The organism is Microtetraspora sp. AC03309 (assembly GCF_020826795.1).
Classification (GTDB): Bacteria; Actinomycetota; Actinomycetes; order Streptosporangiales; family Streptosporangiaceae; genus Microtetraspora; species Microtetraspora glauca.
Window position 1 is genome coordinate 56,588 of the sequence record NZ_JADDIL010000007.1, and the last position, 16,167, is coordinate 72,754.

General features: G+C 70.1%; 14 protein-coding genes. 7 read left to right on the forward strand and 7 right to left on the reverse strand.

The features are described 5' to 3' along the window. The first annotated feature begins 15 nt into the window (after positions 1–15). From IMZ11_RS05710 to IMZ11_RS05735, 6 genes are all read left to right on the forward strand, one after another. Entirely contained in the window at positions 16–2,556 is a 2,541-nt protein-coding gene (locus IMZ11_RS05710) for a DNA translocase FtsK (protein ID WP_228638183.1), read from the forward strand. A 129-nt stretch (positions 2,557–2,685) separates the two neighbouring features. Next, entirely contained in the window at positions 2,686–3,414 is a 729-nt protein-coding gene (locus tag IMZ11_RS05715; protein WP_228638185.1) for a helix-turn-helix domain-containing protein, read from the forward strand. Between the two features lie 29 nt (positions 3,415–3,443). Next, on the forward strand, positions 3,444–4,853 hold the full coding sequence (gene rimO, locus IMZ11_RS05720; RefSeq protein WP_228638187.1) for a 30S ribosomal protein S12 methylthiotransferase RimO: 1,410 nt from the start codon (positions 3,444–3,446) through the stop codon (positions 4,851–4,853). Next, positions 4,850–5,506: a CDP-diacylglycerol--glycerol-3-phosphate 3-phosphatidyltransferase gene (gene pgsA, locus IMZ11_RS05725; protein WP_228638189.1), complete on the forward strand. Its 657-nt coding sequence runs from the start codon at positions 4,850–4,852 to the stop codon at positions 5,504–5,506. Before rimO ends, pgsA begins: the two co-directional genes overlap by 4 nt. After that, on the forward strand, positions 5,503–6,000 hold the full coding sequence (locus IMZ11_RS05730; protein ID WP_228638192.1) for a CinA family protein: 498 nt from the start codon (positions 5,503–5,505) through the stop codon (positions 5,998–6,000). The genes pgsA and IMZ11_RS05730 overlap by 4 nt, the downstream gene beginning before the upstream one ends. 253 nt (positions 6,001–6,253) lie before the next feature. Further along, positions 6,254–6,619: a helix-turn-helix domain-containing protein gene (locus IMZ11_RS05735; protein ID WP_066947508.1), complete on the forward strand. Its 366-nt coding sequence runs from the start codon at positions 6,254–6,256 to the stop codon at positions 6,617–6,619. Here the strand turns inward: IMZ11_RS05735 and IMZ11_RS05740 are convergent. From IMZ11_RS05740 to IMZ11_RS05750, 3 genes are read right to left on the reverse strand one after another with little or no spacing between them, the layout of a single operon-like run. Then, positions 6,616–7,401: a DNA-formamidopyrimidine glycosylase family protein gene (locus IMZ11_RS05740; protein WP_228638194.1), complete on the reverse strand. Its 786-nt coding sequence runs from the start codon at positions 7,399–7,401 to the stop codon at positions 6,616–6,618. The two genes, IMZ11_RS05735 and IMZ11_RS05740, sit on opposite strands and share 4 nt — an antisense overlap. 1 nt (position 7,402) lies before the next feature. Continuing rightward, positions 7,403–7,867, reverse strand: coding sequence for an Rrf2 family transcriptional regulator (locus IMZ11_RS05745; protein ID WP_228638196.1), 465 nt, complete (start codon positions 7,865–7,867; stop codon positions 7,403–7,405). Between the two features lie 58 nt (positions 7,868–7,925). Then, complete coding sequence (locus IMZ11_RS05750; RefSeq protein ID WP_228638198.1) at positions 7,926–9,800, reverse strand: endonuclease/exonuclease/phosphatase family protein; 1,875 nt, start codon at positions 9,798–9,800, stop codon at positions 7,926–7,928. A gap of 188 nt (positions 9,801–9,988) precedes the next feature. Here IMZ11_RS05750 and IMZ11_RS05755 point away from each other — a divergent pair, with 188 nt between their 5' ends. Beyond that, the gene (locus IMZ11_RS05755) at positions 9,989–11,167 is read left to right on the forward strand and encodes an ROK family transcriptional regulator (protein ID WP_228638313.1); all 1,179 of its coding nucleotides are present in this window, start codon (positions 9,989–9,991) and stop codon (positions 11,165–11,167) included. Positions 11,168–11,369: 202 nt separating this feature from the next. Here the strand turns inward: IMZ11_RS05755 and IMZ11_RS05760 are convergent, their stop codons facing one another. From IMZ11_RS05760 to IMZ11_RS05775, 4 genes are all read right to left on the reverse strand, one after another. Continuing rightward, complete coding sequence (locus IMZ11_RS05760) at positions 11,370–12,824, reverse strand: glycoside hydrolase family 3 protein (protein ID WP_228638315.1); 1,455 nt, start codon at positions 12,822–12,824, stop codon at positions 11,370–11,372. Positions 12,825–12,935: 111 nt separating this feature from the next. Next, complete coding sequence (locus IMZ11_RS05765) at positions 12,936–13,790, reverse strand: carbohydrate ABC transporter permease (protein WP_228638200.1); 855 nt, start codon at positions 13,788–13,790, stop codon at positions 12,936–12,938. Next, a complete protein-coding gene (locus tag IMZ11_RS05770) occupies positions 13,787–14,806 on the reverse strand; it encodes a carbohydrate ABC transporter permease (RefSeq protein WP_228638202.1) in 1,020 nt (339 codons plus the stop codon). The genes IMZ11_RS05765 and IMZ11_RS05770 overlap by 4 nt, the downstream gene beginning before the upstream one ends. Positions 14,807–14,810: 4 nt before the next feature. Further along, a complete protein-coding gene (locus IMZ11_RS05775) occupies positions 14,811–16,148 on the reverse strand; it encodes an extracellular solute-binding protein (RefSeq protein ID WP_228638204.1) in 1,338 nt (445 codons plus the stop codon). Positions 16,149–16,167 lie beyond the last annotated feature (19 nt).

Here is a 16,167-nt window from a genome sequence, read left to right on the forward strand (position 1 = left end):
AGTACCTTCGGCATCATGGCCACCCGTACGTCCGGCAAGGGTTCAGGGAAGCGTCCCACGCCGCGGACCGGGTCCCGCCCGGCTCCCGCCAAGCGGACTCCGGCGGGATCCCGCAGCCGATCCGGGTCGGGTTCACGTCCGGCCCGCAATCGTCAGGTCGCGACCGGCCAGGATCCGGTCAGCTGGGTCTTCATGATGATCGGCAAGCTGGTCATCGGATTCTGGCTGCTGCTCGCCCACGGCATGGGCGGTGCCGTACGCGCTCTCGGGCAGGGCGCACGCGATCTCGATCCGGCGCACCGCCGCGACGGCCTCGGCCTCTCCGTGCTCGCGGGCGCGATCGTGCTCGCGGCGATGACCTGGCGGGACACCAAGACCGGCGTCGCCGCGGTGGTCGACGCGGTGGTGCACGGCACCGTCGGCGCGCTGACCTGGTCGGTCCCGTTCCTGCTCGGTCTGCTCGCCTGGCGGTTCCTGCGCCATCCCGACCAGAACGCCGAGACGGGCCGGATGGGCATCGGATGGACGGCGCTCCTCGCCGGCATCCTCGGGATCGTCCACGTGACCCACGGCACGCCGTACCCCTCCGGGGGCGTGGACGACGGCATGGACAAGGTCTCGGCGGCCGGGGGGATGCTGGGCTTCCTTGTCTCGGCCCCGCCGTCGAGCATCCTGCCCGCGTTCATCACGATCCCGCTGCTCCTGATGTTGTCCGGCTTCGGCGTCCTGGTGATCACCGCCACCCCGGTCCACCGCGTCCCCGAGCGCCTCGCCGAGATCAGGCACATGCTCTTCCAGCGGCCCGAGGACTCCCCGGCGAAGGGGACGAAGCCGCAGCCCCGGCCGAAGCGCACGCGAAAGAAGCCGGGCGCCGACGAGGAACGCGAGGTCGGCGACAACGTCAAGCCGTACGACACCCCCGTGCTCTCGGAGGAGGGCGGGCGGCGCGCCGACCACGCGCCGGAGATCGTCCCGGGGCTGGTCGACGACGAGCCGGAGGCCGCCGCCGCTCCGGGCAAGGCGCCCTCCCAGCCGCCGTTGCCCACCCCGGCGCCGCGCAAGGTCGAGCAGCTCGTGCTCTCGCCGCAGACCGGGCCGTACACGCTGCCGGACACGCAGATGCTGCGGGTGGGGTCGGCGCCCAAGCCGCAGACGAAGGCCAACACCATCGTGGTGAACGCGCTGAGCAGTGTCCTGGAGCAGTTCGCCATCGACGCGCAGGTGATCGGTTTCACGCGAGGGCCGACGGTCACCCGCTACGAGATCGAGCTGGGCCCCGCGGTCAAGGTCGAGAAGGTCACCGCGCTCACCAAGAACATCGCCTACGCCGTCAAGTCCGCGGATGTCAGGATCTTGTCCCCGATCCCCGGCAAATCGGCGATCGGGGTGGAGATCCCCAACACCGACAAGGACCTCGTGTCGCTCGGCGACGTGCTGCGCTCCCAGGTGGCCCAGGCGGACCATCACCCGATGATCGTGGGCCTCGGCAAGGACGTCGAGGGCCGGACCATAGTGGCCAACCTCGCGAAGATGCCGCACATCCTCATCGCGGGCGCCACCGGCGCGGGCAAGTCGACCTGCATCAACGGCCTGATCACCTCGATCCTGATGCGGTCGACCCCGGACGAGGTCCGGATGGTGCTCGTCGACCCCAAGCGCGTGGAGCTGTCCGCCTATGAGGGCATCCCGCACCTCATCACGCCGATCATCACCAACCCGAAGAAGGCCGCCGAGGCCCTCGAATGGGTCGTCGGCGAAATGGACCGGCGTTACGACGACCTCGCGGCCAGCGGCTTCCGTCACGTGGACGACTTCAACAACGCCGTACGCGCGGGCAAGCTCGTGCCGCCGCCCGGCAGCGAGCGGGTCTACCAGCCCTACCCCTACCTCCTGGTGATCGTCGACGAGCTGGCCGACCTGATGATGGTCGCGCCGCGTGATGTGGAGGACTCCGTCGTCCGCATCACGCAGCTCGCCCGCGCCGCCGGCATCCACCTGGTCATCGCCACGCAGCGGCCGTCCGTGGACGTCGTCACCGGCCTCATCAAGGCCAACGTGCCGTCCCGCCTGGCGTTCGCCACGTCCTCGCTCGCAGACTCCCGGGTCATCCTCGACCAGCCGGGCGCGGAGAAGCTGGTCGGCCAGGGTGACGCGCTGTTCCTGCCGATGGGCGCCAGCAAGCCCATGCGACTGCAGAACGCGTTCGTCTCCGAGAAGGAGATCGCCGACGTCGTCGGCCACTGCAAGACCCAGATGCAGGTCGAATACCGCGACGACGTGGCGGCCCCGGCGACGGCCAAGCGCGAGATCGATGAGGAGATCGGCGACGACCTCGACCTGCTGGTCCAGGCGGCGGAGCTGATCGTCTCGACGCAGTTCGGCTCCACGTCGATGCTCCAGCGCAAGCTGAGAGTCGGCTTCGCGAAGGCCGGCCGGCTGATGGACCTGCTGGAGAGCCGCAACGTCGTCGGCCCGAGCGAGGGTTCCAAGGCCCGTGAGGTCATGGTCAAGCCGGACGACCTGCCCGGCCTGCTCGCCGATCTGCGCGGAGAGTAGCCGCGACACTACGGTGGGGGGTGCCCCTGCTTCGCCGTCCCGGATCCGCTACTGATTGAATGGGACCAACTACGCAACGTCGCTGACGGGTGATAGTTCCGGGCGTAGCCGTTTCGGGGGACGTGAGCTATGAGCATTGGCGAAGCTCTGGCGGAGGCGCGGGAGCGGGCGGGCATGACGGTGAGTCAGCTCAGCCAGCGCACGCGCATACGCGAGACCATAATCGAGGCAATGGAGCGGGACGACTTCTCGCTCTGCGGAGGCGACTTCTACGTGCGCGGGCATCTGCGCGCGATCTCCAGGGCGGTCGGGCTCGATCCCGAGGGGACGGTCCGGCAGTACGACGAACTCCGCGGCGGGTCCGTCATGCCGGTACGCGCCGCGAGCGTCTTCAAGGCGGGACGCTCACTCGGGGGGCGCGGGCGCAAGGCGCCCAACTGGACCATGGCGCTCGCGATCGCGCTGGTGGTCGCCGCGGTGTTCGGGATCATCCGGCTGATCGGCGGTTCCGGCGACCCGGTGCGGGAGACGGCGGCCCACAGCGGGCGCGCGCCCGCGGCGGGACGGGCCGCCGAGCACGACGCCGCGAAGGCGAAGGGCGACTTGGTCGTCCTCAAGGTCACCGGGAAGAGGTCGTCCTGGATCACCGTCAGGGACGGGGCGGGGCGCCAGCTGTTCCAGGGCACCGTGGGGCGGGGGGAAACCTCCACCTGGAAGGCTCGTGACCAGGTCAAAGTCGTCTTCGGCGACGCGGGCGCCGTCCGCCTCGAAGTCAACGGCAAGGACCTCGGCACGCCCGGCAAGAAGGGGGAGACGCTGCGGCGCACCTACGGGGCGGGAGTCCCGGGTCCCCGCTAGGGCCCGACTCCCGATACCTTAGTTTCATCATGTCTTCTCGCCGAACCGTATCGCTGGTCACCTTGGGTTGCGCGCGCAACGAGGTCGACTCGGAAGAGCTGGCCGCGCGTCTCGAAGCCGCCGGCTGGCAGATGGGCGATGACGCGCCCGACGTCATCGTCGTCAACACCTGTGGCTTCATCGATTCGGCGAAGAAGGATTCGATCGACACGCTGCTGGCGGCCGCGGACTCCGGCGCCAAGGTCGTGGCCGCCGGATGCATGGCCGAGCGCTACGGCGACCAGCTCGCCGACGCGCTTCCCGAGGCCGCCGCGGTGATCTCCTTCGACGACTACGCCTCGATCGGGGAGCGGCTCGACGACGTGGTGGCCGGTCGTGCGTTGAAGCCGCACACGCCGCGCGACCGCCGGCTCCTGCTGCCGATCAGCCCTGTCGAGCGGCAGCAGGCGCGGGCCCAGATCCCGGGGCACGGCGGTGACCTGCCTGAGGGCCTGGCCCCCGCCAGCGGCCCGCGCACGCTGCGCAAGCGGCTGAGCGACGGCCCGGTGGCCTCGCTGAAGCTCGCCTCCGGCTGCGACCGGCGGTGCAGCTTCTGCGCCATCCCCGCCTTCCGCGGCGCGTACGTCTCCAGGAGTCCCGAAGACCTGCTCGCGGAGGCCCGCTGGCTGGCCGAGCAGGGCGTCAGGGAGCTCGTGCTGGTCAGCGAGAACTCCACGTCGTACGGCAAGGACCTGGGCGACCTGAGGGCGCTGGAGGCGCTGCTGCCCAAGCTGGCCGCGACCGACGGCATCGAGCGGGTCCGGGTCAGCTACCTCCAGCCGGCCGAGCTGCGGCCCGGCCTCCTGGACGTGATCGCCTCGACCGAGGGCGTGGCGCCGTACTTCGACCTGTCGTTCCAGCACGCCAGCGGGCCGGTGTTGCGGCGGATGCGGCGGTTCGGCGATCCCCGGCGGTTCCTCGATCTGCTGGAGCAGATCCGCGAGCGCGCCCCCGAGGCGGGCGTGCGCTCCAACTTCATCGTCGGCTTCCCCGGCGAGACCCAGGAGCACTTCGACGAGCTGGTCGCCTTCCTCGAGGAGGCCAGGCTCGACGTGATCGGCGTCTTCGGCTACTCCGACGAGGAGGGCACCGAGGCGGCGTCCTTCGACGGCAAGCTCGACCAGGAGATCGTGGACGAGCGGGTCGCCGCGCTGTCCGAGCTGGCCGAGGAGCTCGTCGCCCAGCGGGCGGAGGAGCGCATCGGCACCGACCTCGAGGTCCTCATCGAGGAGGATCTGGGCGACGGCGGCTACGAGGGACGCGCCGCCCACCAGGGGCCGGAGGTCGACGGTTCGGTCACCGTCCAGGGCATCGGCCTGGTGCCCGGGCAGATCGTCCCGGCCGTCGCCGTCGATTCGGAGGGGGTTGACCTGATCGCCCGGATCAAGGCCGGTCCATGACCGAGCGCAGCGAGCCGCCGGTGACCGCGGCGAGCTCGCCGGAGATCGTTCCGGAGCCGCCGGCGTCCCGGACCGCCGAGCCGGCCGAGGCTCCCGCTCGCCTTGTCAGCACCTGGAACATCGCGAACGCGCTGACCATCGTCCGGCTGGCGATCGTCCCGGTCTTCACGGCGTTCCTCTTCATGGACGGCCAGGGCTGGAGGTATGGCGCCCTCGCGGTCTTCCTCATCGCCTCGCTCACTGACCAGCTCGACGGGTGGCTGGCCCGCAGGTACGGCTTGATCACCGATTTCGGGAAGATCGCCGATCCGATCGCCGACAAGGCCCTGATCGGGGCCGCGCTGGTGAGCCTGTCGATCCTCGGTGAGATCCCCTGGTGGGTCACCATCGTGATCATCGCCAGGGAGGCGGGGGTGACCCTGCTGCGGTTCTTGGTCATCCGGCACGGCGTGATTCCGGCCAGCTATGGCGGGAAGGTGAAGACCGTTCTGCAGATCGTGGCCATCGCGCTCTACATCCTGCCGCAGGCACCCGACCTGATCCGGTGGCTGCTGATGGGGCTCGCGATCGCCGTCACGGTCGGCACGGGCGTCGACTACGTGGTCCGGGCGGTCCGGCTGCGCCAGGTGGCGAGGAGGTCGCGCGCCGAGTGAAGGGCTCCGCCGCAGCGCAGATCCTCTCGCTGCTGGTCCGGCAGGGGGCCACCGTCTCGGTGGCCGAGTCGCTGACGGGCGGCCTGATCGGGGCCGCGCTGACCGACCCGATGGGCGCCTCCGCCGCCTTCCGCGGCGGTGTGATCGCCTATGCGACCGAATTGAAGATCAAATTGCTCGGGGTTCCCGCCGACCTGCTGGAGCGGGAGGGCGCCGTGCATGCGGATGTCGCCGCCGCCATGGCCAAGGGAGTCCGCGAACTGGCGGAGGCCGACTACGGCCTGGCCGTCACGGGGGTGGCCGGTCCCGACACGCAGGACGGCAAGCCGGTCGGCACCGTCCACGCCGCCGTCTGCGGTCCGCGAGCCCGCGTCTGGCACCGGGATCTGATGTTGACCGGGTCCAGGGAGCACATCCGCGACGCCACGGCCAAGGAGGCCTTGGAGCTGCTGAGAGGTGTGCTAGAGGCAAATTTGGGGGAACAATCGGGGTGATTACCGCGTTACGTCACCAGCGAACATGCTCGCCACGGTCTGCCGCGGTGTCGCTCGATACGGGTACGGTGGAGCTGTGAGTGAGGTCCGTGAGCCATCGGCGAGGAGCAAGTCCGGAAAGCGGCCGGGGAAAGGGCCGAACGAACCAATGATGACGGCGAGGACTATGTACGAAGGGCGTTCGAAGAACGGGCGATACGAACCGACCACGCGGAGCGCCGTGAAGACGCCTGCGCTCGGGAGGGAGCGACAGATGGTCCTGCTGCGTCAGCTGCTCGGTGATGTGCTGCGGCGGCTGCGGGTGCGGCAGAACCGCACCCTGCGTGAGGTCTCCACTCTGGCGCGTGTCTCACTCGGCTACCTGTCCGAGGTTGAGCGCGGTCAGAAGGAGGCGTCCTCGGAGTTGCTCGCCTCGATTTGCGGCGCCCTCGGTGTTCCGCTGTCGCAGGTGCTGCGCGAGGTTTCCGACCAGTTCGCGCTCGCCGAGCTCCAGCATGCCCCGGTCCTTGCCGACATGCCCGAGCACGAGCGGCTGCCGATTCCGGAGACCGTTCCCGGTGGCCTTCCCGGTCCCGAGTTCGACGGTTTTCCCGAGGTCAAGGACATGGTCGCCGCCTAGCCTCCCTGGCAGGCGCGACACCAATAGATCAATCGTTCATAGGGCTGCGGCCCGAGTTCCCCACCGCTGACCGGGTTCCCGCAACGCCGGCAGGGGCGGCGTGCCCTGCCGTACACAAAGAACGCCCGTCCTGGCCGAGAGTCGCCCGTGGTGACCGGAGCCGGAGCGTCCTTGCTCGCCTCCATGAGCCGGTGAGCGAGTGTCACCACGCCTTCCAGTTCGTCCGCAGACATGGATCCGACCACCCGCCACGGCGACAGACGCGCGAGAAACAGCGTCTCGGCCCTCCAGATAGTGCCGATCCCCGCCAGGTTCCGCTGGTCGAGCAGCGCCTCCCCGATGGTGGTCTCCGGCGCCTCGCGCAGATTTTGTACCGCCGCCGCCGCGTCCCAGTCGGGGCCGAGAAGGTCGGGCCCGAGATGGCCGACGACGCGGTCCTCCTGGTCGCCGCGCAGCAGATCGACGACGCCCAGCCTCGTCCCGACGGCCTGCCATCGCGCGTTGGCGAGGATCAGCCGTACGACGTCGCCGCGCGGGGCGGGCCGGTTCGCGGGGACGACCCGCCAGGAGCCGTCCATCCGCAGGTGCGTGTGGATCGTGAGATCGCCCTCCACGCGGGTGAGCAGGTGCTTGCCGCGGGAGACGGTTTCGAGGACGGCGCGGCCCCGCAGGTCGGCCGTGGCGTGCCGGGGCACCCGGAAGTCCGATCGGGTGAGCACCCGGCCGTCGAGCGCCTGGCGCAGCCGCTTGGCCGCCCGGTAGACCGCGTCGCCCTCGGGCATGTCAGACCGGCGTGTGCGAGTTCCACGCGGACGGGTCGGAGGCGAGGTCGGTGACCCTCGACGGCAGCTCGCCCTTGGCGATCTGCTCCAGCGTGACCTCTTCGAGGATGGCCCGCTCGCTGGCGCGCAACGCGATCCACACCTGCTGCAGCGCCTCGGCCGCGCCCGTGTAGCCCACATGTTCGGGCCGCTCACCGCGGACGTTGGCCAACGGCCCGTCCACGGCCCTGATCACGTCGGCGAGGGAGATCTGGTCGGCGGGCCGCGCCAGGACGTAGCCACCTTCCGGGCCGCGCTGACCGCGAACCAGTCCCGCGCGGCGCATCTGGAGCAAAATGTTCTCCAGGTATTTGGGGGGCATCTCTTGACCCTTGGCGAGCTCGCCCACGGTTGTGGGTCCCGCGCCCGCGGCGGCGAGCTCGGCGGCGGCACGGAGGGCGTAGTCGACACGGGCAGAAAGTCGCATGTAGTCGATTATCCCGCCTGGTTGGCAGTGGTTCGACGCCGCCTCATGTCATCCGCCGTCAGGTGAGGCGGAGCCGTACGACGATGGGGAGATGGTCGGAGAACGGGACCCGCGGCACCCGGGCCTCGACCGCACGCAGACCCGGCGTGAGCAGCACGTGGTCGATGCGCTTGACCGGATCGTCGGCCGGTGACGTGGGCGGGTTCCCGAGCGCGAGCAGTGGGTCGGTCAGCCCGGCCGCCGAAAGGACGCGCATCTCGGGGTCATCCGGCGTGGTGTTGAGGTCTCCCGCGAGGAGCACCGGCCGCGCCGTCCCGTTCTGCCGGCCCAGGTTCCATACGATCTGCGCCACCTCCGGGGCCTGGCCGGGCGGCGCCTGCAGGTGGCTGTTCACGATCCCGACCTCCTTGCCACCGACCGTGAGCACGATCGCCTGGGCCTGGGCACCCGTCGGGTAGTCGTGCCGCCCCAGAGCGTGCGAGGTGATCTCCTTGACCGGAAGATTCGTGAGCAGCGCGTCGCCCCACAGCGGGTCGGCCGCCGGGGCGAAGTAGTAGCGCATGCCGAGCCCCCCGGCGATCCGGGCCAGGTCGTCGTGCCCGCCGTTGAGGAGCCACCCCCGGTCCACCTCGCTGAGCAGGACGACGTCCGGGTGCTGGGCGCGGGCCCAGTCGGCGATCCGGTCGAGGTCGAGGGTGCCCTTGAGGCCGAATCCCATCCGGATGTTGTAGGTGATCAAGGTGAACTCGGGCTGGGCCGCTTCGCGCTGGCCGGGGACCGGGTGCCAGGTGAACAACCCCGTGATCAGCCCCAGGATCAAGGCGGTCGGCAGCCACTTCCTGTACGGCCACACGACGGGAAGGAGGGGGCGACGCCAGGAGACCTTCGCGCTCGTACCCGCCACCAGCACGGCCACCGCGATCGGGATCACCATGTTGGGGAAGCCGAGGTTCGTGTCGTAGGCCGCGTAGTAGAGGAACGTGGCGACCAGGAACACCACCATGCCGCCGAGTAAGGCGACGCCGCCGCGAGGAGGGCGGCCGGGGGGCGTGGCGGCGCACGCGGAGAAGCGCAGGCACGCGCCCAGGGCAAGGGGGGTGGCGAAGGAGAGCGGCGAGGACGGCTCGAGGGTCCAGGCCGACGTCGCGATCAGGAGGATCGCGGTCCACCAGCCCCATTGGGCGGTCCGTGCGATGACGACGCCCCAGCACAGGACGACGACGTGGAGCACCATGGCGACGACGCCGAACTCCGCCGAATGCTGCTCCGACATCCCGCCGGGGAAGGCGGTGACGCCCGAGGTCATGCCCGCGATCAAGAGCACGGGGCCGACGAGGAACCATACGGCGGCGGGGGCGAGGTCGTCCGACGGGGGCGAGAGCCGTACGAAGGCCAGGAAGGCGGCGCAGATGGCGACGACGGCGAGCCAGGGGAGCGGGCCGTCCCGCCAGACCAGGTCCATCCGGTCGAGCATCAGGTGCGCGACGGTGGAGATCGCCAGTCCGGCCGCCACGCCCACCGGGACCGCCTCCCGGGCGGCCGTGCGGGCGGTGCCGTACAGGAAGACCAGGCCGGCGCACACGCCGGTCGCGGAGACGTAGACCTGGAGGTCGCCGCCGTCGGCCGCCTGCAGGCCGAGCCGGGCCGCGACGAGGACGACCGCGCCGCAGACCTGGATCGGGCGGGCTCCGGTGAGCCGCGCGACCGGCACGGCGGCGAAGGGAAGGACGAACCACAGGGCGGCGAACATCCCCATCTGTTCCGGCGGGGTGTCGCCGGCCCTGCCGTACAGGGTGATCAGCGAGGGCAGGAAGACGCGCAGCGCGTCGGCGAGCAGGAGGACGCCCAGGGCGATGGCGGCCGGAGTCCTGATCCCCGGGGGAATCCGCCGGACGGCCGGGATGCCGCGGTGTTCGGTGACCGGTGCCGCCATGCGCTCTCCTCTGCCGAAGACATGAGCGATCCTCGTACTTCTCGGGTGGGAGGGCAATAGCGGGGAGTCTCGTGGTTCCGCCCGATGCGGGGGGATTGCCTGATCGCTAAGCTGGCAGGAAACTTTGCTGACCGGGCGCGGGCGCACCTTGTGATAGATCTTCGGGGGCGATCATGGAAAGTAGGACCGTGGAGCGGCGGCCCGGCGTCCCGAGACTGCTGCGGGAGATCAACGATCGGGCCGCGCTGGAACTGCTGCTCGCCTCGGGGCCGCTGACCCGGGGCCAGATCGGCGAGCTGACCGGGTTGTCCAAGGTCACCGCCTCGCAGACCCTGGCCCGGCTCGAGGAACGCGGCCTCGTCGAGGTCGTCGGAGAGCAGGCGGGCAACAGGGGACCCAACGCCGCGCTGTACGGCGTGGTGCCGTCGTGCGGATACGTCGCGGGCCTCGACGTCGGCCCCGACCTGGTCACGGCGGCCATCGCCGACATCAACGGCAAGGTGGTCGCGCAGGTCACCGCGGAGCCGAGCGCCCACGACGACCCGGTCTCCGCCGTGCACAACGCCGTCGTGAAGGCGTGCAGGTCGGCCAAGGTGGCGCTGTCGCGGCTGCGCGGCGTCGTGATCGGCACCCCCGGCGTGGTGGACCCGCGGACCGGCGACGTCCGGTTCTCGTTCGACCTGCCGCACTGGCACGAGGGCATCCACGAGGCCTTGGCCAGGGACCTGCGCCGTGAGGTCACCATCGAGAACGACGTCAACCTCGTCGCGGTCGCGGAACGTGCCAACGGCGCGGCCCGGGACGTCGAGGATTTCGTGCTCGTCTGGGTGGGCCGGGGCATCGGTCTCGCCGTCGTCCTGGGCGGCCGGTTGCACCGGGGCAGGTCCGGCAGCGCGGGCGAGATCGGCTATCTCCCGGTGCCGGGCGTTCCGCTGGCCGAGGCCGTGAAGGCGACGCCCGGGCGGCTGCCGTCGCTCGCCGGCGGCCTGCAGTCGCTGGTCAGCGCCGAGGCGGTCACCGAGCTGGCGCGGGAGTACGGCTTCGTGGGCGGTAGCGCCGCCGAGTGCGTGACCGCCGCGGTGGAGGCGGGGGAGCGCGGCGCCCCCCTGCTGGACGCGATCGCCTCCCGCCTGGCCCTGGGGGTCGCGTCGGTGTGCGTGGTGCTCGACCCCGGCATGGTGGTCCTCGCGGGCGAGGTCGGGCGAGCCGGAGGGGCAGGCCTGACCACGCGGGTGGAGGAGGCCGTCGCGCGGATCTGCCTGATCCGCCCGCAGGTGGTCACCACCGCGGTCGAGGGCAACCCGGTGCTGCGCGGTGCGGTCCTGGCCGCGCTGGAGCAGGCCCGTGAGGAGATCTTCGCGTCCTAGAGGCGTGGCCGACGCATCGAGCCCGGACAACCCGAAGCCCGGACAACCCGAAGCCCGGACAACCCGAACGCGCGGATACGTGAACGCGGGTACGCGAACGCGAGGGCATGCGAACGCGGGAACGCCCGGCCCGCGCTGGTGAGCGTGAGCCGGGCGTACGGGAGGCGCCTGGTGAGCGCGGGCCGGGCGTACGGGACGGTGTCTATGCCGTCAGCAGCTCCACGGCGGCCTGGGTGTTGGCCCGCGCGGCGCCGTACGTCGCGATGTAAGCCGCCGCCTCGGGTCGCCAGACGGGCAGCCCCATCTCGACCACCACCCCGTCGGGGCGGCCGGCCAGGAGGGCGGAGACGAGGTCGCGGCTCCGGGGGTATCGGTGCGCGTCCTTGAGCACGATGACCAGCGAGCGGCCTTCGGCCCTGCTGAGCAGCGTGGCGGGCTGGGCCTCGTCCGGCTTGATCCGGACGATCTCGGCCTCCGGCAGCCACGGCGCCACGCCCCACGGCACGTCGCCGACCGCGATCGTCGGCGGGGTGTCCACCTCGATCACGAACGGATCCACCAGGGGGGCCGCCGACCCGGAGAGGGTGACGGCGCGCCGGGCGGCGTCCAGGCCGATGACGTTGCTCTCCGCGGCCTCATCACGGGACACGGCGAACCACTCGCGCAGCAGTGCCACGCGATCGGCGGCCTCCTCAAGCCGGGCGAGCGGCAGCCGGCCGTCGCCCACCGCCCGGATGATCTCTTCCAGGATGCCGCGGATCTCCTCGTGGGTGGGCAGCGGCCCGAGACAGAGCAGGTCGGAGCCCGCCGCCAGGGACAGTACGGCGCCGCCGCCCAGACCGACGCTCTTGGTGATCGCGTGCATGTCGAGGGCGTCGGAGATCACCACGCCGTCGTAGCCCATCTCCTGGCGGAGCAGCGTGGTCAGCGCGGCGGGGGACAGCGTGGCGGGAGCCGTACCGGTGAGGTGGGGGACCGCCACGTGCGCCGTCATGATCGACTTGGTGTCGGCGTCGATGGCGGCCCGGAAGGGCGCCAGCTCGCGCTCCCAGAGGAGGTCGCGCGGGACGTCCACCCGGGGGATCTCCAGGTGGGAGTCCTGCCTCGTCGCCCCGTGCCCGGGGAAGTGCTTGACGCAGGCGGCGATACCGAGCGACTGGAGCCCGCGCACGGCGGCCACCGTGTGCCGCGAGACCAGGTCGGTGGAGGAGCCGAAGGACCTGGTGCCGATCACCGGGTTGTCGTCCGCGGTGTTGACGTCGGCCACGGGTCCCATGTCGAGGTTCACGCCGGACCTGGCGAGGTCGGAGGCGATGGAGCGATAGACCCGCTCGGTCAGCTCGACGTCGTCCACGGCGCCCAGCGCGGCGTTGCCCGGGTACGGGCTGCCGGTGTGGTAGGCGATGCGGGTGACGTCACCGCCCTCCTCGTCGAGCGAGATCACCGGCCGGCCGGTGCCGCTCAGCCGGCCGGTGAGCCGGGCGAGCTGCTCGGGGCTCGCCACGTTGAATCCGAAGAGGGTGACACCGCCGAGGCCGTTCTCCAGTTCGTGGAGAACCCAGTCCGGGGCGGTCGTGCCGGGGAAGGCGACGAGCAGTGTGCCGGCCGCGAGACGGTAGAGCCCCCGGTTGCCGATGCTCGCGGAGTAGTCGGACATGACTGTCTTCGGCTCCAAGATGGTCGTGGTACGGCTCCCGCGGCGTGCCGGAGCCGTACGAGATGGTGTGGATCGGCGCTGGTGGTTCAGCGCGGAGTCATGAGGGCGGGTTCAGCCCTTGACGGCGCCCGCGACGAGGCCGGAGACCATGCGCCGCTGCACCAGCAGGAAGAAGATGAGGACCGGAATGGTCATCAGGGTCGAGGCGGCCATGATGCCGCCCCAGTCCGTCGACCGCTGGCCGACGAAGAACTGCAGAGCCACCGGCATCGTGTACGTGCCCTGGTCGCTGATCAGGGTCAGCGCGTAGACGAACTCGTTCCAGGTGGTGATGAACGAGAAGATGCTGGTGGCGACCAGGCCGGGGGCCACCAGCGGGAACAGCACCCGCCAGAAGGTCGTGAACCGGCCGGCGCCGTCGATCCAGGCCGCCTCCTCGACCTCCTTGGGCACCGCGGCGACGAACGTGCGCAGCATCCAGACGGAGAACGGCAGGGTGAGCCCGACGTTGACCACGACGAGGCCGATGAGCTGGTCGAACATGCCGAGCCGCTTGACCATGGTGAACAGCGAGATCAGCAGCGCCTCGGCCGGCACCATCTGCACGATCAGCAGCAGGATCAGGAACGAGGTGCGGAACCTGAACCTGAACCTGGCCACCGCCGTCGCGGCGAGCAGCGCGAACACCGCGCCGATGACCACGGCGCTGACCGCCACGATCGCGCTGTTGAGCAGGTACTGCCAGATCAAGTGCCCGGCCACGCCCTTGGTGAACACCCGGGAGATGTGGTCGAGCGACGGCGGGCTGGGGAACGGGATGAACTCGGTGCTGAGGATCTGGTTGTTCGGCTTGAACGCGGTGGCGACCATCCAGTAGACCGGGAAGACCGCGAACAGGAACACGATGATCCCGGCGCCGTTGAGCGCGACGCGCCCGAGTTTCTTGCGGGTCAGGCCGTCGTTCATCGCACGTCCTCCGTCTTCACGATCTGCCGGACGTAGAAGAAGGTGATCACCAGCAGGATGCCGGTCAGCACGACGGCGATGGCCGCGCCGAGGCCCATCTTCGGTGGGTTGCTGAACGCCTCGGCGTAGCTCCACAGCGAAAGGTTGAACGCGTCGCGGTACACCGTGCCGCCGTTGAGCAGGTAGAGCTGGGTGAAGACCTTGAAGTCCCAGATGGTGGAGAGCACCACCAGGACCGAGAACACCGGCTTGAGCAGCGGGAAGGTGATCTTCCAGAATGTGGTGAACGGGCCGGATCCGTCCATCTGCGCCGCCTCGTACATCTCCGAGGGGATGCTCTTCAGGCCCGCGAGGACCGACACCGCGATGAAAGGGAACGACGCCCAGACCACGGCGACGACGAGCACGAAGTAGATCGTGACTGTGTCATTGAACCAGGGCTGCCCGCTCCAGTCGGAGCGGCCGAAGACCAGGTTGGACAACCAGTCCGGGAGCAGGTTCAGCATCCAGTTGACCAGGCCCGCGTCCGAGTCGAACAGCCACTTCCACACGATGGCCTGGGCGGCGGGCGGGGTGGCCCACGCGGCCATGATGCCGACGATGACGAGCATCGACATCTTCTTGCCGAGCTTGTTGAGCAGCAGGCCGACGAGCGTTCCGACCACCAGCGTCAGGGTGACCGTGACGGCCGCGAACACGATGGTGTTGCGCAGCGACGGCCAGAAGAGGTCGGACTCGAAGATGTGCGTGTAGTTGTCCAGTCCGACGAACTCCGCCGGACGAGGATTGATCGCCTTTAGCTGCGCCAGGCCCACCTTGTGGAAGGACATGTCGATGACCTGGTACAGCGGGTAGAGCAGCAGCCCCCCGATGACCAGGAACCCGGGCAGAAGCAGGACGTACGGAACGACCCAATCGGGAAGCCGGCTGGATCGGCGTGGCGGCTGTCGCAGGCGCCGCGCCGGGGCGGAGGAGTCCCCTCCGCCCCGGGCCGCTGTCGACGTGTGAGTCGTCATGGCGTTACTGGTTGAGAATCGTCTCGAGCTCGGTGTTGGCCGCGGCCAGAGCCTCGTCGACGCTCTTCTTGCCGTCGATCACCGCGCGGGCCGCGTTCTGCAGGACGGCCTTGGTGTCGTTGGCCTCAGCCCAGTTCGGGCTGGCCGGGAAGCCCTTCGCGACCTTGAAGGTGTCGGTGAACGGCTTCTGCGCCGGGTCGTTGCCCATCTCGGCGAGCGCGTCCGGGAAGAGCGGGAGCAGGCCGCCCTCCTTGGCGTACCGGACGCCGAACTCCTTGCCCGCGGCGAGCTTGAGGTACTCGGCGGCGAGCTCGGGGTTCTTGGAATCCTTCCAGATGGCGATGTCGTTGCCGCCCTGGAAGGCCGGGGCCGGGCCGCTGCCGTCCTTCGCGGGAAGCGAGAAGAACGCCATCTTCGACTCGTCGACCTTGCCCTTGCTCTGTTCCTTGATCGAGGCGATGTCCCAGCCGCCGGTGACGTACATGCCGACCTTGCCGGCGGCGAAGCGCTGGGCGATGTCGACGGAGTTCTGGGTCAGGCGGCCCTTCCCGGAGACGCCGTCCTTGGCGACCAGGTCGGTGTAGAACTGGAAGCCCTCCTTGAAGGCGGGCTCAGTGAGCTTGCCCACCCACTTGCCACCTTCGAAGGCGGCGAAGTCGCCACCGGCCGACCAGACGAACGGTGAGAGCGACATGTTCGCGTCAGATCCGCCGTTGAAGGCGAAACCGTCCACGTCCTTGCCCTGCTTCTCGACGATCGTCTTGGCCGTGGTGACGAGCTCGTCCCACGTCGTCGGCACCGACAGGCCGAGCTTGTCGAACCAGTCCTTGCGGTACAGCACGGCGCGGGTGCCGCCGCCCCAGGGAGCCGCGTAGATCTTGCCGTCGATGGTCTCGTAGCTCCACAGGTTCTGCGGGATCTGCTGCAGGTCCGGGTCGGACTTGGCCATGTCGGTGATGTCGGCGAGCGCCTCCTGCTGCACCCATGCGGCGACCTGGTCGTTGCCGAACTCGGTGACGTCCGGGCCCTCGCCGCCGGCGAGCGCGGTGGTCCACTTCTTCTGGGCCTCCGGCCACGGGATGTACTGGACCTTGGCCTCCGCGCCCGTGACCTCCTTGAACTTGGCGCCCAGGTCGGCCATGTACTTGTCGGACACCTCCGTGGGAGCGCCGAGGCGCCACACGGTCAGGGTCTGTCCGGCGTACTTCGGCCCGGCCGCCGCCGCGGTTTCGGCGGCGGACTGCTGTGCGGCGGGCTTCTCCTCGCTGCTTCCGCAAGCGGTGAGTCCCAGGGCCAAAGCTGCGGTCGCGGTGGTGGCGGCCGCGATCTTCACGATCTTCACGTTGGGTTTCTCCCTTCCC

Bases quoted from the DNA above. Each gene is read 5' to 3' on its own strand.
- IMZ11_RS05710 (WP_228638183.1), top strand. From the start codon at position 16: ATGGCCACCCGTACGTCCGGCAAGGGTTCAGGGAAGCGTCCCACGCCG.
- IMZ11_RS05715 (WP_228638185.1), top strand. From the start codon at position 2,686: ATGAGCATTGGCGAAGCTCTGGCGGAGGCGCGGGAGCGGGCGGGCATG.
- rimO (WP_228638187.1), top strand. From the start codon at position 3,444: ATGTCTTCTCGCCGAACCGTATCGCTGGTCACCTTGGGTTGCGCGCGC.
- pgsA (WP_228638189.1), top strand. From the start codon at position 4,850: ATGACCGAGCGCAGCGAGCCGCCGGTGACCGCGGCGAGCTCGCCGGAG.
- IMZ11_RS05735 (WP_066947508.1), top strand. From the start codon at position 6,254: ATGGTCCTGCTGCGTCAGCTGCTCGGTGATGTGCTGCGGCGGCTGCGG.
- IMZ11_RS05740 (WP_228638194.1), bottom strand. From the start codon at position 7,401: ATGCCCGAGGGCGACGCGGTCTACCGGGCGGCCAAGCGGCTGCGCCAG.
- IMZ11_RS05745 (WP_228638196.1), bottom strand. From the start codon at position 7,867: ATGCGACTTTCTGCCCGTGTCGACTACGCCCTCCGTGCCGCCGCCGAG.
- IMZ11_RS05750 (WP_228638198.1), bottom strand. From the start codon at position 9,800: ATGGCGGCACCGGTCACCGAACACCGCGGCATCCCGGCCGTCCGGCGG.
- IMZ11_RS05760 (WP_228638315.1), bottom strand. From the start codon at position 12,824: ATGTCCGACTACTCCGCGAGCATCGGCAACCGGGGGCTCTACCGTCTC.
- IMZ11_RS05765 (WP_228638200.1), bottom strand. From the start codon at position 13,790: ATGAACGACGGCCTGACCCGCAAGAAACTCGGGCGCGTCGCGCTCAAC.
- IMZ11_RS05770 (WP_228638202.1), bottom strand. From the start codon at position 14,806: ATGACGACTCACACGTCGACAGCGGCCCGGGGCGGAGGGGACTCCTCC.